Annotated in this window: 20 protein-coding genes; 2 read left to right on the top strand and 18 right to left on the bottom strand. The window is 36.6% G+C overall.

Annotation, left to right across the window (positions count from 1 at the left end; all coding sequences use genetic code 11):
* Nucleotides 1-391: 391 nt before the first annotated feature.
* From H3R25_RS02765 to prmA, 7 genes are all read right to left on the bottom strand, one after another.
* The gene (locus H3R25_RS02765; protein ID WP_198194244.1) at nt 392-892 is read right to left on the bottom strand and encodes an NUDIX hydrolase; all 501 of its coding nucleotides are present in this window, start codon (nt 890-892) and stop codon (nt 392-394) included.
* Nucleotides 893-957: 65 nt separating this feature from the next.
* Nucleotides 958-2802, bottom strand: a complete 1845-nt coding sequence (gene aspS / locus H3R25_RS02770; protein ID WP_198194245.1) for an aspartate--tRNA ligase — start codon at nt 2800-2802, stop codon at nt 958-960.
* A gap of 8 nt (nt 2803-2810) precedes the next feature.
* The gene (gene hisS / locus H3R25_RS02775; protein ID WP_198194246.1) at nt 2811-4097 is read right to left on the bottom strand and encodes a histidine--tRNA ligase; all 1287 of its coding nucleotides are present in this window, start codon (nt 4095-4097) and stop codon (nt 2811-2813) included.
* 270 nt (nt 4098-4367) lie between these two features.
* A complete protein-coding gene (gene dtd, locus H3R25_RS02780; RefSeq protein WP_198194247.1) occupies nt 4368-4805 on the bottom strand; it encodes a D-aminoacyl-tRNA deacylase in 438 nt (145 codons plus the stop codon).
* Entirely contained in the window at nt 4805-7042 is a 2238-nt protein-coding gene (locus H3R25_RS02785; RefSeq protein ID WP_198194248.1) for a bifunctional (p)ppGpp synthetase/guanosine-3',5'-bis(diphosphate) 3'-pyrophosphohydrolase, read from the bottom strand. The genes dtd and H3R25_RS02785 overlap by 1 nt, the downstream gene beginning before the upstream one ends.
* A gap of 14 nt (nt 7043-7056) precedes the next feature.
* Nucleotides 7057-7410: a hypothetical protein gene (locus H3R25_RS02790; protein ID WP_228150042.1), complete on the bottom strand. Its 354-nt coding sequence runs from the start codon at nt 7408-7410 to the stop codon at nt 7057-7059.
* 59 nt (nt 7411-7469) lie between these two features.
* A complete protein-coding gene (prmA, locus tag H3R25_RS02795) occupies nt 7470-8414 on the bottom strand; it encodes a 50S ribosomal protein L11 methyltransferase (protein ID WP_187157955.1) in 945 nt (314 codons plus the stop codon).
* Between the two features lie 60 nt (nt 8415-8474).
* On the opposite strand from prmA, the gene H3R25_RS02800 reads away from it, so the two are divergent.
* Nucleotides 8475-8975 carry an aminoacyl-tRNA deacylase gene (locus H3R25_RS02800; protein ID WP_187157956.1) on the top strand — a complete coding sequence of 167 codons (501 nt, stop codon included), beginning with the start codon at nt 8475-8477 and terminating at the stop codon, nt 8973-8975.
* 125 nt (nt 8976-9100) lie between these two features.
* Nucleotides 9101-10048, top strand: coding sequence for a sugar-binding transcriptional regulator (locus H3R25_RS02805; protein ID WP_187157957.1), 948 nt, complete (start codon nt 9101-9103; stop codon nt 10046-10048).
* Here H3R25_RS02805 and citX read toward each other — a convergent pair.
* The 11 genes from citX to H3R25_RS02860 form a co-directional block, all read right to left on the bottom strand.
* Nucleotides 10045-10590 (bottom strand): citrate lyase holo-[acyl-carrier protein] synthase, encoded by a 546-nt coding sequence (gene citX, locus H3R25_RS02810; protein ID WP_187157958.1) that lies wholly within the window; start codon nt 10588-10590, stop codon nt 10045-10047. The genes H3R25_RS02805 and citX overlap by 4 nt on opposite strands.
* 73 nt (nt 10591-10663) lie before the next feature.
* Nucleotides 10664-12202: a citrate lyase subunit alpha gene (gene citF / locus H3R25_RS02815; protein WP_305067119.1), complete on the bottom strand. Its 1539-nt coding sequence runs from the start codon at nt 12200-12202 to the stop codon at nt 10664-10666.
* The gene (locus tag H3R25_RS02820; protein ID WP_198194250.1) at nt 12192-13106 is read right to left on the bottom strand and encodes an aldolase/citrate lyase family protein; all 915 of its coding nucleotides are present in this window, start codon (nt 13104-13106) and stop codon (nt 12192-12194) included. Before H3R25_RS02820 ends, citF begins: the two co-directional genes overlap by 11 nt.
* The gene (gene citD, locus H3R25_RS02825; RefSeq protein WP_198194251.1) at nt 13107-13403 is read right to left on the bottom strand and encodes a citrate lyase acyl carrier protein; all 297 of its coding nucleotides are present in this window, start codon (nt 13401-13403) and stop codon (nt 13107-13109) included.
* Complete coding sequence (citC, locus tag H3R25_RS02830; RefSeq protein WP_198194389.1) at nt 13393-14451, bottom strand: [citrate (pro-3S)-lyase] ligase; 1059 nt, start codon at nt 14449-14451, stop codon at nt 13393-13395. Before citC ends, citD begins: the two co-directional genes overlap by 11 nt.
* Nucleotides 14452-14473: 22 nt before the next feature.
* Entirely contained in the window at nt 14474-15271 is a 798-nt protein-coding gene (locus H3R25_RS02835; protein ID WP_198194252.1) for an alpha/beta fold hydrolase, read from the bottom strand.
* Nucleotides 15272-16738 carry a DASS family sodium-coupled anion symporter gene (locus H3R25_RS02840; protein ID WP_198194253.1) on the bottom strand — a complete coding sequence of 489 codons (1467 nt, stop codon included), beginning with the start codon at nt 16736-16738 and terminating at the stop codon, nt 15272-15274.
* An 18-nt stretch (nt 16739-16756) separates the two neighbouring features.
* On the bottom strand, nt 16757-17455 hold the full coding sequence (locus tag H3R25_RS02845) for an RraA family protein (protein ID WP_198194254.1): 699 nt from the start codon (nt 17453-17455) through the stop codon (nt 16757-16759).
* 15 nt (nt 17456-17470) lie between these two features.
* Complete coding sequence (locus H3R25_RS02850) at nt 17471-18400, bottom strand: L-lactate dehydrogenase (protein ID WP_074425274.1); 930 nt, start codon at nt 18398-18400, stop codon at nt 17471-17473.
* A 186-nt stretch (nt 18401-18586) separates the two neighbouring features.
* Nucleotides 18587-19984, bottom strand: a complete 1398-nt coding sequence (locus tag H3R25_RS02855) for a flavocytochrome c (RefSeq protein ID WP_198194255.1) — start codon at nt 19982-19984, stop codon at nt 18587-18589.
* An 18-nt stretch (nt 19985-20002) separates the two neighbouring features.
* Entirely contained in the window at nt 20003-21406 is a 1404-nt protein-coding gene (locus H3R25_RS02860; protein WP_074425272.1) for a class II fumarate hydratase, read from the bottom strand.
* Nucleotides 21407-21517: the final 111 nt, after the last annotated feature.

The raw sequence follows: 21517 nt of genomic DNA on the forward strand, positions 1-21517 counted from the left end.
ACTTGCAATATAGTATTTATAGTTACCAAAAAGTTTAAAAACTTCCGGTCCACTATCGACATAATCAACTATGATATTCTTAGAAAGACCATCTAATTAGAATCTTTGTAGCAGGATGAATAAATATCTTCTTCTGCTGACTCACAACTCAGTATGTCCTGTATTCTCTCTAAATAATTCATATAAAAAATTTTTCATTTTGTTAAATAGTCCGCAATTTATAGTTTATTTTGGTTTAATAATTATATATTGTTGCAAACACAAGATTTCTTGATTTCAGTACAAGTAAAATTAGGTGAAAAAGGCATGCTTATTAAGGAATAAAAAAAGCAAATTAAATTTGTCCTAAATTTTGGGGATCACTGCATTAGCAAGTTGATTTTTTTGTGCTTTAAAAAACAGCTTTTTTAAGTATTGGCCATTTTTTAAATGTTTGATCTGCTAGACTAAACGAATTTCTTTTAAGTAAATATTCTTTAGCCTTCAATACTAATGGCGAAGAGTTTTCCAAGTTAAGCTGATCTAGACTCACTCTGACTGCACCCAATGCATCTTGACCTTCAAACTGGTCAACTTCTGCTGCTAAACTACCATCAGTTTTAGTTACTTCATAAAAAACACAAATATGTTGATTGAAATGCCATTTTTCGTAATCCCATGGATATCTGAATGAAGTTACTCCAATTTGGTGAAAATCTAAAACACTCAATCCCGTTTCTTCCTTCACTTCACGAACAAGGGCATGGTTTAATTCTTCCCCATCTTCAAGACTACCACCGGGTAAGTCATAGCGATTAATATAGGGTCCTCCTAATTTCTTTATTACAACTAAGTCCTTTTTATTACCAATAATGCCGTAACAGCCAAAAGCACGATGATATTTTTCAGTCATTAATTTAATCCCTTTTTTAAGCAATAAAAAAGCATGAAATACATTTTCATGCTTTTCATTGATCTTTATTCTTCCCAAGTTGAATGGGATGCATAGTCTTTCATTGCCTGTTCTTGCAACTTGGCATCAATTTGGGCAGCAGCTTCACGGTACTGATCTTCTACCTTAACACCTAAGTCAGTTAACTGCTGTTCGGCTACAGGTGCCGGTGCATGCATCATTGGTTCAGAGGCATTTGCATTCTTAGGGAAAGCAAGTACATCACGAATATTATCTTTTTCGGCAAGTAGCATTGCAAAACGATCTAATCCAATTGCTAAACCAGCATGTGGAGGAAATCCCATGTCTAGGGCTTCAAGTAAGTAGCCAAATTGTTCATAGGCACGCTTCTTAGTAAAGCCCAGTGCTTTAAACATTTTTTCTTGGATTGAACGCTTATGGATACGGATTGAACCACCGCCAAGTTCATCACCATTCATTACGATATCGTAACTACGCGCATGTGCCTTATGTGGATCCGTATCAAGTAGTTCAATACCCTCATCGTCAGGCATCGTAAATGGATGGTGAGCAGCAATCCATCTACCAATTCCTTCATCATATTCAAATAATGGCCAGTCAACCACCCAGACAAAATCAAATTCATGCTTAGGAATAATATCTGTTTCTTTAGCAAACTCACGACGCAAGTGGTCAAGTGAGTCACAACAAACCTTCCACTTATCAGCTACGAAGACAAGAAGCTCTCCACCTTCAAGGCCAAATTCCTTAATTAGTGCACTCTGATTTTCATCATTCAAGAAGCGTGCAATTGGACCAGAAAATTCGCCATCTTCAAATTTAACCCAAGCTAGACCTTTAGCATGAAAGCGTTTGATGTAATCTTGTTTCTTTTCAATTTGCTTACGCGAATATGCCTGCGCACCATTTTTAACAGCTATTCCCTTAACAAAGCCGCCATCAGCGATTGCACCTGAAAAGACCTTAAAGTCACTATTTTTAAAAATAGGACTTAAATCATGAATTAACATACCAAAGCGAATGTCAGGTTTATCAGTACCATAATTATTCATTGCGTCAGTCCATGAAATACGGTCAATTGGAGTCTTCAAATCAATTCCCATAACATCTTTCATGATCTTTTTGAGCAAGCCCTCAGTATAATCCTGTACTTGTTGCTCATCAGTAAATGAAGTTTCCATATCAATTTGGGTAAATTCAGGTTGACGATCTCCTCGTAAATCTTCGTCACGGAAACATCTTGCTAGTTGATAATACTTATCAAAACCTGCACCCATTAACAGTTGCTTGAATAATTGTGGTGATTGAGGTAGAGCGTAAAAACTTCCAGGATAAATTCGCGAAGGAACTAAATAATCACGTGCCCCTTCAGGAGAAGACTTACCTAATACAGGAGTCTCAATATTAATAAATCCGTTTTGATCGAAATACTCATGGGTAGCTTGTAAGATTTTTGCCCGCAAAATAATTGCTGATTGTAAGTTAGGACGACGCAAATCTAAGTAACGATACTTTAATCTGGTTTGTTCACTTACTTCAATATTATCCTTAATTTCAAACGGTGGGTTCTGTGACTTGTTTAAAACAATGATTTCACTAGCATCAACTTCAACTTCACCAGTTTTCATTTCAGGGTTGACACTGGAGCGCTTAACCACTTTACCCTTAACTTGAATAACATATTCGTTACCAAGTGAGTCTGCTGCTTCCATTAATTCTTTACCAGAATCATGGTTAACAACAACTTGAACAATTCCTTCCCGATCACGTAAATCAATGAAAACGAGGTTACCCAAGTTCCGAACGCGTTGAACCCAGCCATAAAGATTAACTTCTTGGTTTAAATAGTCAGCGGTAATATTGCCACAGTAATTTGTTCTTTTTTCCATTATTTATATTAGTCCTTTAATTTTGCTATATTTTCTTGCATGTTCTCAATATCACTAAACTTTAAATCTAGTGTTTTACCATCTTGTAGGCGTTTAATATTCAAAGTTTCGTTTTCAACTTCCTTTTCGCCAAGGGTAATTACATATTTAGCGTGAACTCGATCAGCTTTTTTAAACTGAGCTTTAAGCTTCTTTTGGTCAACATCGTATTGCACTTTAAAGCCTTGCTTGCGTAGTGCACGTGCAATTTCTACTGTTTTAATTTCAGTACCTTCACCGATATTAGTAATGAAAAAGTCAATTCCCTCATCAGTAAATAGTGCTGGATTTTGTTTTTGAAGTACAAGCATCAGTCTCTCTTCACCTATACCAAAACCAACAGCTGGTGTAGCAGGACCATCAAATTCTTCAACTAGGTGATTATAGCGACCGCCACCCAAAATTGTTGATTTAGATTGCCAAATACTCTTGTCCTCAACCATGAATTCAAAAATCACGCCAGTATAATAATCAAGCCCACGTACTAGATCATTATCAATTACATACTTGATGCCTAACTGATCCAGCATTGCCAGAATTTTGTCAAAGTTTTCCTTTGCCTCATCGTTGAGATAGTCGATGATCTTAGGAGCGTCATCCAAAAATTGTTGATCTTGCTCATCTTTTGAATCTAGAATTCTAAGAGGGTTTTTCTCCAATCTTCTTTTTGAATCATCGGATAATTGATCTCTTAATGGTTCAAAATAGTTAACAAGAGCATCGTGATAATTTTGACGAACTTCTTCATTGCCTAGTGTGTTAAGGTGCAATTCATAATTCTTCACACCTAATTTAGCTAGCAAATCATGAGCTAATACAATTGTTTCAACATCTGCCAATGGATTGTCGGAACCAAAGCTTTCAATACCAATTTGATGAAACTCACGCTGACGTCCTGCTTGTGGTCGTTCATAGCGGAATGTTGACTCAATATAGTAAACATTAAGCGGTTTAACAACCTCGGGTGCATAAAGCTTATCTTCGACGTAAGCTCTAACTACACCGGCAGTTCCCTCTGGCCTTAAGGCAATATGTCTCCCACCTTTATCATTAAAGTCATACATTTCTTTTTCAACTACATCGGAGGTTTCACCACTCGAACGAGAAAAAACTTCGTAGTTTTCAAAACTAGGTGTACGAATTTCACGGTAATTTGCCTGTTTAAAAAAATCACGCAGGATTTGTTCTACTTTTTCCCAAGAACCAGATTGGTCTGGCAGAATATCAACTGTTCCTTTCGGCTTTTGTACTTTCATTTAATCATCCTTCTAATAAAAAAAGCGCCCTTGAATAAAATCAAGGGCGCTCTGAGTTAGCACGGTACCACCTTTTACCTGCTGCGAATAACGCTCGCGAAACGATTTATTATCTGGTAAAGGGGTCACAGTTAGCTTTTATCCGTTTTTTCAGCTCAATCCACGGTCTCTGTCAATAAAAATGCTAATCTTCAGTCTTTGTCATTGATAATTCTTTTTTAAGAATATATTTTTGCTGTAAAAATGTCAACTAGATTTAGGTTGAACTTCTTATAAATCTAAAACAATAGTAAACGGACCATCGTTTTCAAGGCTTACTTTCATATCTGCACCAAATTCTCCGGTTGCAACTTCTAAACCATTATCTTCAAGTTCTTGGTTAAAAGCTTCCCAAAGTTCTTTGGATTTTGGCGGTCGCATAGCTTCAATAAAGCTCGGACGATTTCCTTTTTTGGTATCCGCAAGTAAAGTAAATTGACTAACACTCAAAATTTTACCGTCAATGTCGTTAATGCCTAAATTTGTTTTGCCATTCTCATCTTCAAAAATACGCATTTTAGAGATTTTAGCAGCTGCTTTTTTGACTGTTTCTAGGTTATCTCCTTCTTTTAGGCCAACGAGTAAAAGAAGACCTTTTTCAATTTTACCAACGGATTCTCCGTCAATTTTAACATCTGCATGATTAACTCTTTGAATTACAACTCGCATTAATTATCTGCCCTTCTAGTTTCATAAACATCTGGAATGTCGCGTAATTTGGCTAAAATACGATCTAACTTAGCTGAGTTATTAACCGCAACTGTAGCATAAATATGGGCAATGTTGTCCTCATTCACTTTACCAGAAAGATTATTAATATTTGGAGTCAATGAGTTTAGCATCGTAATCACATCACTAAGTAATTTACTGCGATTATAGCCAAAAACTTCAATATTTGCGTTAAATGATTGTGCGCTACTTTCTTCTACGTTTTCCCATTCAACTTCAATTAGGCGCCCTTGACTATCTTTATTATTTGCAATGTTGCGGCAATCACTTCGGTGGATAGTAACTCCACGCCCTTTAGTAACGTAACCAACTATATCGTCTCCCGGAACAGGATTACAGCATTTGGCTAAATGAAGCATTAGGTCACTGATTCCTTGAATCATCACACCATTTTTATGCTTGATTTTCATTGTCGCAGAACTATTTTTGGCATTTGACTCTGAAACTGCCTTTTGACCGGAATTTAAAATTTCTTCCTCAAGCTCTTTTTGTCGTTTTCGCTCATTTTCATGCCGTATATCAGCAGTCAACCGGTTGACGACACTGATTGCCGAAAGATCACCAAATCCAATAGAAGCGTACATTTCATCGACCGTGTGATAGTTCATGTCTTCCAATAATTTATCGATATGTTCCTTATCCATAAATTCTTTAGGGGCAAAACCTTGCTCACGCAAATTGTCGGATACCATTTGTTCGCCTTGTTCTATGCTATTTTCACGGTCAAGGTTTCTAAAGTAGCGTCTAATCTTATTACGTGCACGAGATGTTTTTACAAGATCAATCCAGTCACGTGAAGGGCTGGCATTGGACTGAGTCATGATGTCAATGACGTCGCCGTTTTTCAATTTGTAATCAAGTGGAACAAGTTTGCCGTTAACCTTAGCGCCAACAGCATGACTACCAACTTGAGTGTGGATTTCATAGGCAAAATCTAGAGTTACAGAACCTTTTGGTAATTCGTATACCTCACCTTTTGGTGTGAAAACATAAACACGATCAGAAAAAATCTCGCTCTTAACGCTTTTCATGAATTCACTGGCATCTTGAGTTTCATCTTTAAGCTCAAGAATTTCACGCACCATGTCAAGCTTTTCATTAGAATCGGTTTGCTCAACTCCGTTAAAGTTGCCACGTTTATATGCCCAGTGTGCGGCAACACCGTATTCAGCAACTTCATGCATTTGCTCAGTTCTAATCTGAATTTCAAGTGGACGCCCACCAGGCCCAATAATTGTGGTATGGAGTGACTGGTAGCCGTTAACCTTAGGTACGGCAATGTAGTCTTTAAAGCGTCCTGGCATTGGCTTCCATTTAGTGTGAACTGCACCCAGAACAGCATAACAATCTTTGACAGTATCCACGATAACGCGCACAGCTAGTAAGTCATAGATTTCATTGAAATCCTTATGCTTATTAACCATTTTTTTATAAATGGAATAAATGTGTTTTGGACGTCCTTGAATGTCATACTTGATTCCTAAGCTATCTAAACTACTTTTCAAGGTATTTATCGTATCATTGATATAGTTTTCGCGTTCACTTCGCTTTAAACTCATCAAATTAACGATACGGTAATATTCCTTAGGATTTAAATAGTGAAAACTCAAGTCTTCAAGTTCCCATTTAATTGTTCCAATACCCAAACGATCAGCAAGTGGCGCATAAATGTCCATCGTTTCTGAAGCAATACGCCGTTGCTTATCAGGTCTTAAATGCTCAAGCGTATGCATATTGTGTAAACGATCGGCTAGTTTAACCATAATTACACGAATATCTTTAGCCATTGCGATTAACATCTTTCGGTGGTTTTCGGCTAAAAACTCTTGGTGAGACTTGTACTCGTATTTATTTAGCTTGGTCACACCGTCAACAATAAAAGCAACGTCTTTTCCGAATTTTTCTTTTAATTCATCATTAGTTACATCTGTATCTTCAACAGTGTCATGTAAAAAACCTGCAGCGATTGTATCTGGATCAAGACCTAAATTAGCTAATGTACCAGCTACCTGAGTTGGATGGACAATATACGGTTGTCCAGAAGCACGTTTCTGATTTGCGTGCGCTTTCTTTGCAAATTGATATGCTTCTTCGATAAAAGCAATCTGCTCATCATCAAGATATTTTTTACAGGCATCAATTACCTGTTCATGCGTCATTTCAACGTATTTTGACATCGAATCCGCCCCTTCTATTTATAGATTTGTCTGTCCATCAAGCCAAAGACTTCAAAAATTAGATAAATTAGCCCAAATAACAGATTGTATTTTGCATACTTTAATAATACTAGTAAACAAAAACAAATTGGTAAAAAAAACAGCCAATATGGCTTCAGGGTAAGTGTTTTAATTAACTTTCCTACTTGATAGCTGACCACGCAATTAAAAACACCAAATAATAAACCTACACGCCAAACTGTTTGAATTCCTAATAAACTACATAAGAGAGGCAAAACAAGCACTAAGCATGTCCACCAAATAATCGGCATCGGTTTATGTTGATTCAATTTTTTAATTAGTGCTATTTGTTCTAATTTATCGATCAATTCTTTTTCCTTACTTAACTTAATTAAATATTATAGTACTTTTTATCTAAATTTAACTTTTATTTTTCGATACGCTCGATTACTAATCCAACCCAACGATCCTGTTGCATTGTTAGAACAATGTGGAAGCCGTTTTTAATAAGTGCGTCTTTGATTTTATCTAATTGTAAATAATCTATCCCGGAAAAAATTACTTGCCCATTTTCATTCAAGTGTTCATCTAATTGCGGGATTAAGTCGAGCAAAATTTCCGCTAAAATATTAGCAACGATAATATCAAATTTTCCATGGACGTCTTTTAATAAACTTGCTTTTCTAACCTCAATATTACCTATGTGATTAAGTGCAATATTAGTCTGTGCTGATGTAACTGCCTCATCTGAAATGTCTGTTGCTTCAACTTTGTTTGCGCCAAGAAGTGAAGCAGCAATTGCTAAAATTCCAGACCCAGTTCCAACATCAATCACACTCTTAGGTTCAATAAGCGCACGTTCTAGCCCCATCATTGCCAGCTGAGTTGTCTTATGTCCGCCAGTACCAAAAGCCAAGCCTGGGTCCAAATTGATTAATTTTTGATCAGGAAATTTTGGTTGATAATTTTCCCATTCTGGAACAATTGCCAAGTGACGCGAAAAATTGATTACATGATAGAATTTTTGCCAAACCGTATTCCAGTCTTTGTCTTCAATATAAGAAGAACTGATTTGATTTAAGCCTATGTCTAAACCATAAGACTTTAACTCCGTTAATTTAGCTTGATAACTTTCAATTAAACTATCGCGATCCGCATCTTCATTAAAATATGAAAAGAACTCTAAATCTTCAGGCAAGTTTTCAATTTCATCAAGTTGTACAATGGTTGAATCTTTCTGTTCACCTGCATTTTCAAAATCAGAGCGTTTACGTGTTTCAGTGCCTAGGCAGTTCAATTCGTCTTGACTAAAGACAGTAAGCGCATCTTCAACTTCATGACTTGTTTCTATTTTTATAACTAATAATTTCATGACAAAACTCCCTTTTTCAACCACCCTCATCAATGCTAATATTTAACTAAGGTGATAATTATGTCTAAGAAGAAAAATAATATTGAAAAAACGTTGGTAGAAAAAATACTTGAACGCAACAATATATCTTATCGTCCAGCAAAATTTGCTACACACGAAGATTCTGGTGGTGTAGCGCAAATGGATACATCTATTTTAAACGAGAATGAACATTTGGTCTATAAGACACTTGTATGTTCAGGCAATAAGACCGGTCCTCTAGTTGGTGTTATTCCTGTTACTGAGCATTTAAGCATGAAAAAGCTAGCTAAAAATTCAGGTAACAAAAAATGCGAATTGCTTCCTTTAAAGGATCTTGTGAAAACTACTGGGTATGTTCACGGTGCCAATACGCCAATTGGAATCCATTTTAATCACCATTTTCCAATTTTTCTTGATTCAAGTATGGAAAAAGAAACAGAAATTGCTGTTTCAAGTGGAAAAATTGGCAGGAGTGTTTTTTTAAATCCAAATGATTTACAAAAAATTACTGACGGAACCTTCTGTGATATACTCGAATAGAAAATAAGAATATTAAAAGTGGTTTTTTAAATTGTTATTTTAAGCTAAATCCTGTTTTTAATGTAGAATGAAGCGCTTTTTTCGAATATAATTTAAAAATAAGATCAAAGATGAGGAATCTAAAAATGACATTATTAACAGATGAACAGCTTGCCAATATTGCACATGACTATTTTTTAAGTCAAATGAATATTGCAGATATATCAGAGAAATATAACTTATCGCGTTATTTGATTACAAAGTCACTCGAAGACGCAAGAAACAAGGGCATTGTAAAAATTAGTATCGCGCAAACACCAAAAAGATCGCAAAAACTGGAAAGTGAATTTCGCAAGCAATTCAATCTAAAGGAAGTTTACATCCTAGAAGATCTGGAAACCAAAAACCAAGATAATGAAGTAATTGTTAGCTATGCTGCAAAGCAAATTCAAAATTATACAAAATCTGCGCATGTAGTTGGTTTAACGTGGGGTGCACTTTTACGCGATGTTATTAACGACTTTTCTGAAGCTAATCGTGAAGATTTAACATTCGTGCAGCTTCTAGGTCAAGCTGTCAATGCAGGCAAAAGGAAAAACCAATTGGTGCAGGAAGCTGCAGACAAATTTAATGCTAAATGTCTGACTTTTCCTGCGCCACTTTATTCTGTTAATACAAGTACAGTAACAGAATTAAAGAAAGAACCATTTTATGTCCACGCTGAAGAAATGTTTGACCAACTTGACATGGTTTGTGCAAGCCTTGGAACTATGCAATCGCTTGAATCTAACGAGTTTTTTATGGACAATTATGCTAAAAGTGTCTTGCAAAATGTTGATAGTCATCAAGTTGCGGGAATTGTTTTCGGTCGTCCCTATGACATTAATGGTAACTTTTACAAACCAATTGAACCACATATTTGCGGCATTAACTTAGATACTTTAATGCAGGTACCTAATCGTTTTATCATCGTAAAAAATCATTTCAAAGAAGATGCACTTCTTGGAGCACTCAGAGGCGACATGATTACGCATCTGATAACCAATAGTGGAATCGCTGAACAAGTTTTACGTAAAAATAAGAGTTTTAGTTAAACACTTTCACCAAAGATTTTACTTATATAATTCTGCAACTCGTCAACGGTGTGACTTCTTGCACGCGCGCATTCCTTGGCTGGTCGATTACACAGAAAACAAGTGCGGCTAGGTAATTTCAAAGTTGACCTGGAAATAATTTCCACTGTTTGACCCGTTTTTACTAAGACGTCGGCATCAAACAGTCTAGTTAGTTTTGACTGCTTCTCAAACTCAATAGCAGTTTGCTTAACTTCAGTTGCATCGTTACTGAGTAAATAAAAATTCTCGCAACCTGTCGGCTTATCCCAACTTTCAACTAACTGAAAAGATAATCGATGCGCTTGCATGATTGTTTCCAAATTAGTTATTCCAGCTGAGAACAACTGCTCTAAGTAGCAGTTGTTTTTTATTGGCCCTGGGATATTGAGTTTAACATCTAAGAGCGTCTTATTAGGAAATTGCCGAAATAACTGTTTTTGCATGTCTACACGCTTATCTTTATCAGCTAAAACAGCTAAAATGTCCTGTTTTTGACCTTCAGTAAAGATTGATTTTACCAACTTGATATTCCCTCCTTTTTAATAATTATAAATAAAAAGTGGGTACAAGTATCGTTGTCCCCACTTTTTACTTTTAATCTTTCACTTGTTTTATTGTGTCAATAATTGTTCCGTCACGATACTGAATCAAAGCAACTGTTCTGTCAGTGTATTCTAATGGTCTTGGAATACCAACTTGTTTTTCAGCCATCTGTTGTAATTCTGTAATATCAACGATGTTAAGATCAGGAACTTTACTGAATGCTTCGATTAGGTCTTTTCTTTTCGGGTTAATGGCAATGCCACGCTCAGTGACCAAAACATCAATTGAATCACCTGGTGTAACAACTGTTTCAACAGATGGAACAACGGTTGCGTTTCGGCCTCTAACTAGAGGTGCTGTAATTATTGTCATTTTTGCATTAGCAGCATCCTGATGACCACCAATCGCTCCTCGTATGACACCGTCTGAACCAGTCATAACATTTACGTTAAAATCGGTATCAATTTGTAGTGCAGACAAAATTGCAACATCTAAATTATTAACTACTGCTCCCTTATTATGCGGATCAGCATACCAAGAAGCATCAATTTCTTGCTGATTCTTATTTTTTGCCATTGAAGCCGCAGCACCCTTATCAAAATCCTGAACGTCCATAATCTTTTTTACTAAGCCCTCATCAAGCAAGTCTGTGGTTGGCTTTGTGATACCGCCTAAAGCAAAAGAAGCTGTGATTCCATCATTAATCATGGATTGTCTTAAGTAGCGTGTAACTGCAAGCGCAGCACCGCCAGATCCAGTTTGGAATGAAAATCCTTCCTTATAATATGGTGAATTGACAATAACTTGATTGACCATCTCAGCAATTTTCAATTCTTTTGGATCCTTGGTAAAACGAGTTGCTCCAGAACCAATTTTATCTGCATCCCCTATTTGATCTACCTTAACCACATAATCTACCTGAGTCTGTTTGATTGAAGCAGGAGTATTAGGGTAATCGATGATATTATCTGTTAAAAGAACGACATTATCAGCATATTGTGCATCAATAAGTGCATAACCTAATGAGCCAAAAACAGCGTCTCCTTCTTGACCATTGGCATTACCAGCGGGATCAGAGTTTGGAACGCCCAAAAAGGCAACATCAACTTTAATTTCGCCTTCTTCAATTGAACGAGCTCGGTTTCCGTGAGATCTGAAAACAACTGGATTTTTAAGACCACCATGGGAGACAAAGTCGCCCAAAGTGCCACGCATCCCTGAAGAAGTAATATTAGTAATTACTCCTTTTTGAATTGCTTCAATGACTTTATCATTCATCACACTAGTTAATGATGATGGTGCCAGCGTCAAATTTTGGTAGCCAAGTTTTATAATTAAGTCCATTACCTTATTAAAAGCAAAGTCGCCATTTCTAAAGTGATGGTGAAACGAAATAGTCATTCCATCTTTAAGAGTCTTCTTTATAACTTCTTCTAATGAATCAACTACTTTGTTTTCACCGGTTGTAACATGAACTTTTGGCGCAATCCTTTTAATTTCTGGGTTTCCAACTTCAACTGATTCAAACGGTTTTAATTTCATATCAGACATCAATTCATCTGGTAGATTACGTTTAACCTTATTTTCCAATGTAATTGCCCTCCTCATCAATTAAATTTGAAGCCTTAGCTGTTTCGATTACTCTATTAGCCTTTTCGACTACTGGTTTATCAACCATTTTTCCATTCATTGAGATAACACCAGAGCCCTTTGCCTTGGCTTCACTAATCGCATTTTGGACGGCCATTGCATTTTCAATCTCTTCTTTTGAAGGATTGAAGACTTCATTAACCATTGGAATTTGGCGAGGATTAACTAAAGACTTACCATCATAGCCTAATTCATAAATGTACCTAGTTTCTCTATAAAAGCCTTCCGTGTCATTCATATTTGAAAAGACAGTATCAAATGCATAGACATCTGCTGCACGGGCGGCTTGTAAGACCATGTTACGCGCAAATTCTAGTTCTCGACCATCTGGATAGCGGTGTGTATGCATATCTGCAGTGTAGTCTTCACCTGAAACAGCTAGTCCCATCATTAATGGAGTTGCTGTAGCAATTTCTGGTGCATTGAGTACCCCTTTAGCACTTTCAATTGCTGCCATTACCCCAATTGAACCTTTTTCTACACCGTATTCCTTTTCTGCATTTTCAATATCTGTAACTAACTTTTGAATCATGTCAGCCGATTCTGTTTTTGGTAATCGAATGACGTCAACCCCAGCTCGTACCATTGCTTTAACATCTTCATCATAAAAAGGTGTGTCTTGCCCATTAATTCTGACTACAATTTCTGCACCGCCAAAATCAACTGTCTTAATTGCGTTAAAGACTAACATTCTAGCAGCGTCTTTTTCTGTTAAAGAAACGGCATCTTCCAAATCAAGCATAATTGAATCAGCACCATAAATACCAGCGTCTTTTACCATTGCCGGATTATTACCTGGCACAAACATCATTGTTCGCCGCAAACGATTTTTAATGTAAGTCATTTATTGCAATACCCCCAATTCTGGTTTATCTGAAGTTTCAGTTGCTCTCTGCGCAGCTGCTAAAGTTCTAGCAGCAATCACACAGTCAAGAGCTCCTTTGTCAACTGCTTTAACCTTGGCATTATCAATACCATATTTCTCAAGGGTATCAGTAATGACTTTTTTAATTTGATTTCCATATGCCTTAATTACTTCTGAATCAAGGTCAATCTGAATGCCATCATCTCCTTTTGAAATCATAATTTGTATATCAGATGATTCCAAAGTTCCGGCAACTCCAGTAGTTTTAATTTCCATTAATATTCATTCCTTTCCTAATCCTAGTTTGTAACGCTTCTTTATTTGCACTAATAAATTGCATTGTGGAATTAGGTACAAAAGATGCAATTTCAGCTAGCTTATCTTCTTTTATTAGTTGCCTAACATATGTGGCTGTAATTACTTGTTCATTAGCTTGAAAACGATTAATGATCTTAACTTCTATTTCAGGATTAAGTACTGAACTTAAGCTTTGATTATAAAAACTAGTCGTTCGCGAGAATGGTTCTGTTCCCAAATATCTTCTTGTAATTGATAGACTAGGGGCAATAAAATTTTTAAAAACGTGTGCATCAATTTGGGTTTGCGTAGTTATTAGTTCATCAGATGATTTTAAAAAATACGCTGGGAACGTCGACTTAGAAACCATATAGTCACCGCCACTAATAACTAACACATTTTTAAAATCGGCTGTCCCCTGCTTAACTAAGTTAAGGCGCTCATCAGTCTTGAAAAGCGAAGCATCCGTTTGGACAACAAATACATATACCAAGTCATTTTCCTTACTAGCAAGTTCCACTAATTGTTGGTGTCCTTTAGTGAATGGATTTGCATTCATCACTATTGCAGCCACTTTTTTGTTTTTTCCTTTATCAGGGTTAGGAATGTTTGACACAAAATCATCTATATTCGGCGTGCCACTTTCTAAAAAAGCAGCCTCGTCAGTTCTTGCTAATTCGTTAAATCCTAAATGAGAAAAACTTGCAGCATACTGTGCTTTAGTGAAAACAAAACTGTGATAGCACTTTATACTATACAAATATTGTTGCAGTGCAGTTACTATTTGACTGAAGCGTGCACCTTGGACCGCATTTTCATTAGTAACGGCAATGTACTTTAAGACGTTACCAGCTATACTACCAGTACCTACAAGCTTGCCATTGTCATCAATTAGACCAACTGTGTGATCAATCACGTTAATTTCACGTGAGCCAAAGTTATTTATGCCTTTAGAAACTAAAAAGTCTTGCCACTTTTTTCTTGTTTCAGGAATATTTAAATATAAATCAACAATTTTATCCGTAATTAGTCACATCCTAACCGCGTCATTAATCTACTTGGGTTAAAAATTCTGCTATTTTGTTATACATAAGTTGAGGTTGTTCAGCTTGAACAATATGCCCACAATTAGGTACAACAGCAGCAGTTATGTTGCTATTTAACTTTTCCATTTCATAAGCAAAATGATAGTCAAAAAATGGTGAGTTTTTACCAGCCAAAACTAACATTGGGGTTGTTAAGTTAGTGATTACATCGCGCCAATCTTGTTCAGCATGATCGATTCGACACAAAAAGTTGTTTTCAGGATAATAAGGATATTTCAGTGCTTCTTTTTTCGCCCTTTGAAACAAAGCATCATCAATATGTGTATAAAATCCTGAGCCAAAATCAATTTTTAAGTAATCGGGATAATTTTCCCAAGACAATTCTTTAAAGCCAAATTGCCATGTTGAATCGTTGATCATTTTAGGTGGCTGATCAAGATCAACTAAAGCTCTAAAGCGCTTTTCTCCAAATAAAGAAATGTAAGCCCAAATTGTAGCTGCTCCCATAGAATTGCCAATCGCAATTACGTCAGTTAATCCTAGTTTCTGAATAAGTTCCTTAAGGTCTTCTGCATGGCGACTAATTCTTTGGCCTTTATATGTGCGTGCAGATTTACCTTGATTTCTTGGTTCAACTATAATAAAGCGAAAATCATTTTTAAAAAGATCAACGGCCTTTTCCCATAAGCGTGCAGACCCTCCAATTCCTGGAATAGCAAGAATTGGAGGCTTATCAGCTTTAGTATCATAATAATGGATCCTAATGCCATCATTAGTAATCAAATCTGCTTGATCAATCATTTACCACATTCCTATGATTTTCATCCATACGGTACCAATGACTCCAAAGATCAGTAGATACACGAGGCCTAAAATAAAGTTGAACTTCCACCATTCGCCCTGCTTAATATAGCCCGTCGTGGCTAGAATAGAAGCCGGACCGTTGGCGTAGTGAGTAGTTGAAGCATTAATGGCTCCAGTGAATGCAAGTAACATTGCTGAAAGAGCAAGCGGTGCTCCAGTTGCCACCGCAACTGAAAGGAATGGTAAGTATAAAGCCGTCATATGGGCAGTTCCACTAGCAAAGAAGTAGTGCGTATAGAACATTAAAATTACCAAAACTGCCAAAACAATTTCCCAACTTATACCGTGGAGCCCCGTCTGAATTGCTTTTGAAAACCAGTCAATAAAACCAAATGAAATAAGTTTACCGGCCATAAAAACCAAAATGGAAAGCCAAATCAAAATATTCCAAGCTCCAGTTTGCTTTAAGGCATCTTGCATCGTTAAAACACCAGTTATTAAAAGTAAACCAACTGCTAGAAAAGCAACAAAAGTAGAATCTAATTGTGGAATTTTAAAAATTCCTGATAACACCCATAAAATAATAGCTAATAAGAAAACGACAGACATGATTTTTTCAGGTTTAGACACAGGGCCCATTTCAGCTAGATGCTCGTCTGCCCAATTCTTAGCATCTGGAGTTTCTTTAATTTCAGGTGGAAATATCTTATAGATAATTAAAGGAATAACAATGGTTGCGATTAAAGCTGGGACAATTGCTGCTGTAAACCAGCTTATCCAAGACATTGTGTAGCCTTTTTGAACAGCCATTTGAGAAGCGACCATGTTAGGTGCAGCCCCCGTAATGAATAGAGCAGTTGAAATCACATTAGCATGAAAAGCGATAAAACTTAAAAATGCACCAATCTTTTTACGAGAGGGATCATTTGGTAGTGAATCATAATCCTTAGAAATTGATTCTGTCACTGGCCAAACAACACCACCTGTTCGAGCACTATTGGATGGAATTAAAGCTCCTAAGACAATTTCCAATCCAGTGATAGCGTAAGCAATCCCAATTGAACGTTTACCAAAGCGTCTAATCATCCAATAGGCAATTCGATTTCCTAAGCCTGTTTTACTAATGCCATAGGCTATGATAAAAGCCATTGCAATCAGCCATGAAGCAGAATTGCTAAATGCACTCAAAATTCCGGCATTCACTGCACCTGTTTTAGGATTCACTTCATTTTGAACGGGAGCTAAACCAACTAAAACAGTCACAATTAAACCAATCAGCGTTGTACCACCAATTGGTAACGGTTTTGTGATACAACCCACAATGGTAGCCACAAAAATAGCAAACATTTCCCATGCTTGTACTGATAATCCACCAGGTCTTACGGGAGTAAGAAGCCACAAAATTGCTCCAATTACTACCGGCAAAATAAACCCTTTATAATTCACTTTTTCAAGAGTTTTCATAATTAGCCTTCTTTATATTTACGGGCGATAAATATCGTCGATAATCTGATAGTTTTTATTTTTCAGTTCATCATCTACCCAATTAATATTACCTGTACCATCATGGAAACTTGTTGCTTTAGCATTATCTTGTTTGTTATAGGCCTGAACCTCAGGCAGTAATTTTGCTGCCTTTTCGTGAGCTACTCTAACAACACCGTCTGCGTCTCCAACAATCAAATCCCCTGGATTTACACTAATTTCGCCACAAGAAACTGGTACATTAATTTCTCCAGGTCCTTCCTTGTATGGGCCATTTGGCGAAGTGCTGACAGCGTATATTGGCAAGTCCCAATTACGTAAACTGTCAATATCTCTCATAGGACCATCTACTACTACTCCAGCAACATGTCTTTGATCACGAAGCCAAGTCATCATAACTTCTCCAATAACAGCTCGAGTGTTATCACCTTCATTATCAATTACAATTACATCGCCTTCATGGCAGTACTTTAAAGCTGCATAAATGGTTAAATTATCGCCTGGCCGATTATGAACTGTAAAGGCTGGACCACACATTTGCCTTGTTGGTTTAGACATTAACTTAATCCGTGTAGCCATTGCACCTTTACGATTCATACAATCAGCAATATTTGAGGTGGGAATATCACGAAAACCCGTAATTACATCTTTGTCAGGCAACTCCCTTTTTAAAAAGATTCTTTTTCCTACTTGCATTTTAATCCTCTTTAATTAGTTCAATTCAATACCATCTAGAACTTCCTGCATTTTATCAGCAGAATTAACCATTTTAGCTAGTTCCTTATCTGATAACTTGGTTTCAATCACATGACTAATTCCAGTACCATCAATCACTGTTGGAGTGCCCAAATATAAGTCATGTTTAATGCCATATTCACCATTTATAGGTGCTGATAGCGGTAAGACGATTGCTTTATTTTCCAAAATTGCACTAACTATTTTTGCTAGCATCATCGCAATGCCATAAAAGGTTGCCCCTTTACTTTTAATAATTTCCCCACCTTTCTGACGTATGTCACTTTCAATATTAGATAAATCTGAAAAATTAAGTTCATTATATTCGCTTAATGGTTTACCATCAACTACTGTTTCATCAAAGTTTTCGAATGAAGTGTCACCATGTTCGCCTAGCACAATGGAGTTAACGCTTTCCACAGATAAATTTAATTTTTTTGCCAGTTCTACTTTTAATCGAGCAGAGTCAAGCGATGTACCTGTACCAATAACTTTGTTCTTAGGAAAACCAGAAAGTTTTTGTGTCAAGGTCGTCAGTATATCAACTGGGTTGGCAGAAACAACAAATATTCCACTAAATCCAGATTCTACGACTGGCTGAATAATACTTTTCAAAATTTTAACGTTCTTATTGACTAAGTCTAATCTAGTCTCACCTGGTTTACGTGGTATACCAGCTGTAATAACTACAACATCAGCATCCTTTGCATCCGCATACTCACCTGCATGAATATTACATGAACCAACAAATGGGGTAATGTCTTCAAGATCCATTGAATCGCCAATTGGTCTCTCCTTTACAACATCCGTAATTACTAATTCGTCAACTTGGGTACTTAGTAAAAGGTCATTTGCAAAAGTTGAACCAACTGCTCCATCACCAACGAGTAAAACTTTTCTTGACATAATTTAAAATCCTTTCAATTCTGGGTATGTAATCCTTTATAAAACATATTATAAATAAAGCCTCCCGTTTTTGCAATATTTTAAAAAAGTAATTTATTTTTTAAATTTATAAAAATGAAAGAGCTTTTTTATTTTTAAATAAAAAAATGCTTAGCACTAGGCTAAGCACTTTTTGGTTTAAATAAACTATTTATTATTTCTTACGTAATCAGTCATTTGCATCCCTGCTTGGCGGCCAAAAATCACTGTTTCAGCAATTGAATTTCCACCAATTCGGTTATTACCATGAAGCCCACCGGAAACTTCACCAGCTGCATATAGGCCCGGAATCACATTACCGTCAGTATCTAAGACCTCAGTCTTCGGAGTGATATGAATTCCGCCCATGGTGTAGTGAATGGCAGGATTAATGTGAATAGCAAAGAAAGGTCCCTTGGTAATTGAGCGATCCATTCCTGTAGTTCTACCAAATTGAGCGTCATTCTTTTGATTAACAGCATCATTCCAAGTATCGACAGTTGTCTGAAGATTATCACCATCAACATCAATTGCTTGCGCAACTTCTTGTAATGTATTTCCATGGCTAACCAGACCAACATGATCATAAAATTCGACTGCAGTAAAGTTTTCTCTGATGCCTTGATCAAATATTAGATATGCTCCTCCTTCATGCAAATCATTTATTGCATTGGAAACAATTTTTCTAGTATTCATTTCGTTAACAAACCTTTTACCAGATTTATTAACCAAAATTGCTCCTTCACCACGTAAGCCTTCACCAATTAAATACACGTGATCAGTATCGGTCTGTGCAGTTGGATGAACTTGAATAAAGTCCATTTGTTCAAGCTGTGCATCAACTTCTTCAGCTAGTTTTAAGCCATCGCCTGTTGCTCCAGGCTGATTAGTAGTTTTAAAATCAACCAAATCAGGACGATACTTTTTGATAAGCTCTTTAGAAGAACCAAAACCACCACTTGCTAGTAAAATTGCCTTAGCATTTACTGTTTTAGTACCCGCAGGTGTTTCAACTTCAACACCAGTAACTCTTTGCTTATCAGCACGGATCAGTTTCGTCACTTTAGTATTGTTAAACACAGGAATATTTTCTTTTTGAATCTGTTCAAGTGCACCTGATACAAGATAATTACCTACAGGAGCCATTGAAGCGGGACGGTGAGCTCTCTTTTTACTCATTCCACCTGTAATTGTCAGATTAGTTAATTCAATTCCATGATCACTTAACCAATCAATTGCTAAAGCAGAGTGATCAACAAAATAACGAAGTAGTTCTGGATCATTCAAGCGTCCACCACCCTTTAGCGTTTCCTCGTAAAAATCTTCTTTGTTATCAATGATACCTTCATTGATTTGAACAAGACTTTCAGAAGCATTCATTCCGGACGAAGCCCGATTAGTGTTACCGCCAAGCTCTGCGTTTTTCTCAAAAACGGCCACTTTTAATCCTAATTCATTTGCTTGAATTGCTGCAGTGAGTCCTGCTCCACCAGCACCAATAATTATAGCATCGTAATCGTTGGCAATTTCAGAACTATCATTGGGTGTAAAAACAAATTTAACCATCAAATTCCTCCTGTAAATTTATTCTTCTGGTTCTGTTCGATCAATATTAGTCATTTGCATGTAATCCATCCATTGATCATATTGCTCTTCTGTTAGCTCGCCACTCTTCAAAGCTGCTTCTTTAAGCGTTGTTCCTTCTTTATCTGCAGCTTGTGCAATCTTAGCCGCAGCATGATAACCAATATGAGGTGACAATGCAGTAACTGTCATCAATGAATTTTCTAGTAATTCATCCATCTTTTCTGAGTTAACTGTTAAACCAGAAATCATCTTATCGGCAAAGCCTTCAATTGTACCTGTCAAAATATCGCATGAATCCAAAAAGGCGGCAATCATGACGGTTTTAAAGACATTCATTTCGAAGTTTCCTTGTGAAGCAGCGAAAGTGATTGTTGTATCATTACCAAAAACTTTAGCAGCAGCCATGGTCACTGCTTCAGCTTGAGTTGGGTTAACTTTACCAGGCATAATTGAAGAACCTGGTTCGTTAGCAGGAATGTTTAATTCATGATAAGCAGCTCTTGGACCCGAAGCTAAGAAGCGAATATCTTGCGCAATTTTAAACATATCTGCTGCTAGAGTCTTTAATGCTCCATGAACAACATCAATACCAGAATGATGAGCTAAGCCCCAGAATTTGTTGGTCTTAACTTTGAACTCATGACCGTAAACTTCGGATAATTTAGCAACAATTTTTTCTGTCATACCTGGAGCAGCATTCAGTCCAGTACCAACAGCCGTACCACCAATTGCTAATTCATATAAAGTAGGTTTTAACTCTTGAATGTATGATAAGTCATGTTTCAGAGCAGAAATATAGCCAGAGACTTCTTGACCAAAGGTAATTGGAGTTGCATCTTGCAAGTGCGTACGTCCTACTTTTACAGTCTTCCAGTATTTATCTTGCTTAATCTTTAATTCGTCAATTAAATGCTGAATAGCTGGCTCTAACTTATCAAGTGCTTCAACAGCAACGATATTCATTGCCGTAGGATAAGTATCATTAGAGGATTGACCACGGTTAACATCATCGTTTGGCAAAATATTTAAGCCAGGGTGTAATTTATTAGCTAAATTGGCAACAACTTCATTAACATTCATATTGCTTTGAGTACCAGAACCCGTTTGCAATACGTGAAGTGGAAAATCTTTACGCAAATCTTCATCATTTAATTGTAAAAGATGGTCAACTGCATCTTCAATTGCTGCACCTTTTTCTTCTGGTTCATCGCCTACTTCTACATTTGACTCAGCAGCAGCCTTTTTCAGGTTTAAAAATGCACGAATAATTGCCAGCGGCATGAGTTCCCCACTTGGAAAGTTATTTCGACTTCTTTCTGTTTGGGGTCCCCATAATGCGTCCTTAGGAATTTTTACAGGACCAATAGTGTCACTTTCAACACGGTACTCTTCTTCGCTCATTTGCTTCTCCTTTTTAACTTATATTTCTATTCTAACTGAAAAATATTTCTTTCGCGACCTCACTATTTATGATACGCGTTATTTAATTTTTGTTCAATATTTTTAAAATTA

Origin of the sequence: Lactobacillus sp. M0390, from assembly GCF_016102085.1 — a bacterium.
GTDB classification, from domain to species: Bacteria; Bacillota; Bacilli; order Lactobacillales; family Lactobacillaceae; genus Lactobacillus; species Lactobacillus apis.

Bases quoted from the DNA above. Each gene is read 5' to 3' on its own strand.
- H3R25_RS02765 (WP_198194244.1), bottom strand. From the start codon at position 892: ATGACTGAAAAATATCATCGTGCTTTTGGCTGTTACGGCATTATTGGT.
- aspS (WP_198194245.1), bottom strand. From the start codon at position 2,802: ATGGAAAAAAGAACAAATTACTGTGGCAATATTACCGCTGACTATTTA.
- hisS (WP_198194246.1), bottom strand. From the start codon at position 4,097: ATGAAAGTACAAAAGCCGAAAGGAACAGTTGATATTCTGCCAGACCAA.
- dtd (WP_198194247.1), bottom strand. From the start codon at position 4,805: ATGCGAGTTGTAATTCAAAGAGTTAATCATGCAGATGTTAAAATTGAC.
- H3R25_RS02785 (WP_198194248.1), bottom strand. From the start codon at position 7,042: ATGTCAAAATACGTTGAAATGACGCATGAACAGGTAATTGATGCCTGT.
- prmA (WP_187157955.1), bottom strand. From the start codon at position 8,414: ATGAAATTATTAGTTATAAAAATAGAAACAAGTCATGAAGTTGAAGAT.
- H3R25_RS02800 (WP_187157956.1), top strand. From the start codon at position 8,475: ATGTCTAAGAAGAAAAATAATATTGAAAAAACGTTGGTAGAAAAAATA.
- H3R25_RS02805 (WP_187157957.1), top strand. From the start codon at position 9,101: ATGACATTATTAACAGATGAACAGCTTGCCAATATTGCACATGACTAT.
- H3R25_RS02820 (WP_198194250.1), bottom strand. From the start codon at position 13,106: ATGACTTACATTAAAAATCGTTTGCGGCGAACAATGATGTTTGTGCCA.
- citD (WP_198194251.1), bottom strand. From the start codon at position 13,403: ATGGAAATTAAAACTACTGGAGTTGCCGGAACTTTGGAATCATCTGAT.
- H3R25_RS02835 (WP_198194252.1), bottom strand. From the start codon at position 15,271: ATGATTGATCAAGCAGATTTGATTACTAATGATGGCATTAGGATCCAT.
- H3R25_RS02840 (WP_198194253.1), bottom strand. From the start codon at position 16,738: ATGAAAACTCTTGAAAAAGTGAATTATAAAGGGTTTATTTTGCCGGTA.
- H3R25_RS02845 (WP_198194254.1), bottom strand. From the start codon at position 17,455: ATGCAAGTAGGAAAAAGAATCTTTTTAAAAAGGGAGTTGCCTGACAAA.
- H3R25_RS02850 (WP_074425274.1), bottom strand. From the start codon at position 18,400: ATGTCAAGAAAAGTTTTACTCGTTGGTGATGGAGCAGTTGGTTCAACT.
- H3R25_RS02855 (WP_198194255.1), bottom strand. From the start codon at position 19,984: ATGGTTAAATTTGTTTTTACACCCAATGATAGTTCTGAAATTGCCAAC.
- H3R25_RS02860 (WP_074425272.1), bottom strand. From the start codon at position 21,406: ATGAGCGAAGAAGAGTACCGTGTTGAAAGTGACACTATTGGTCCTGTA.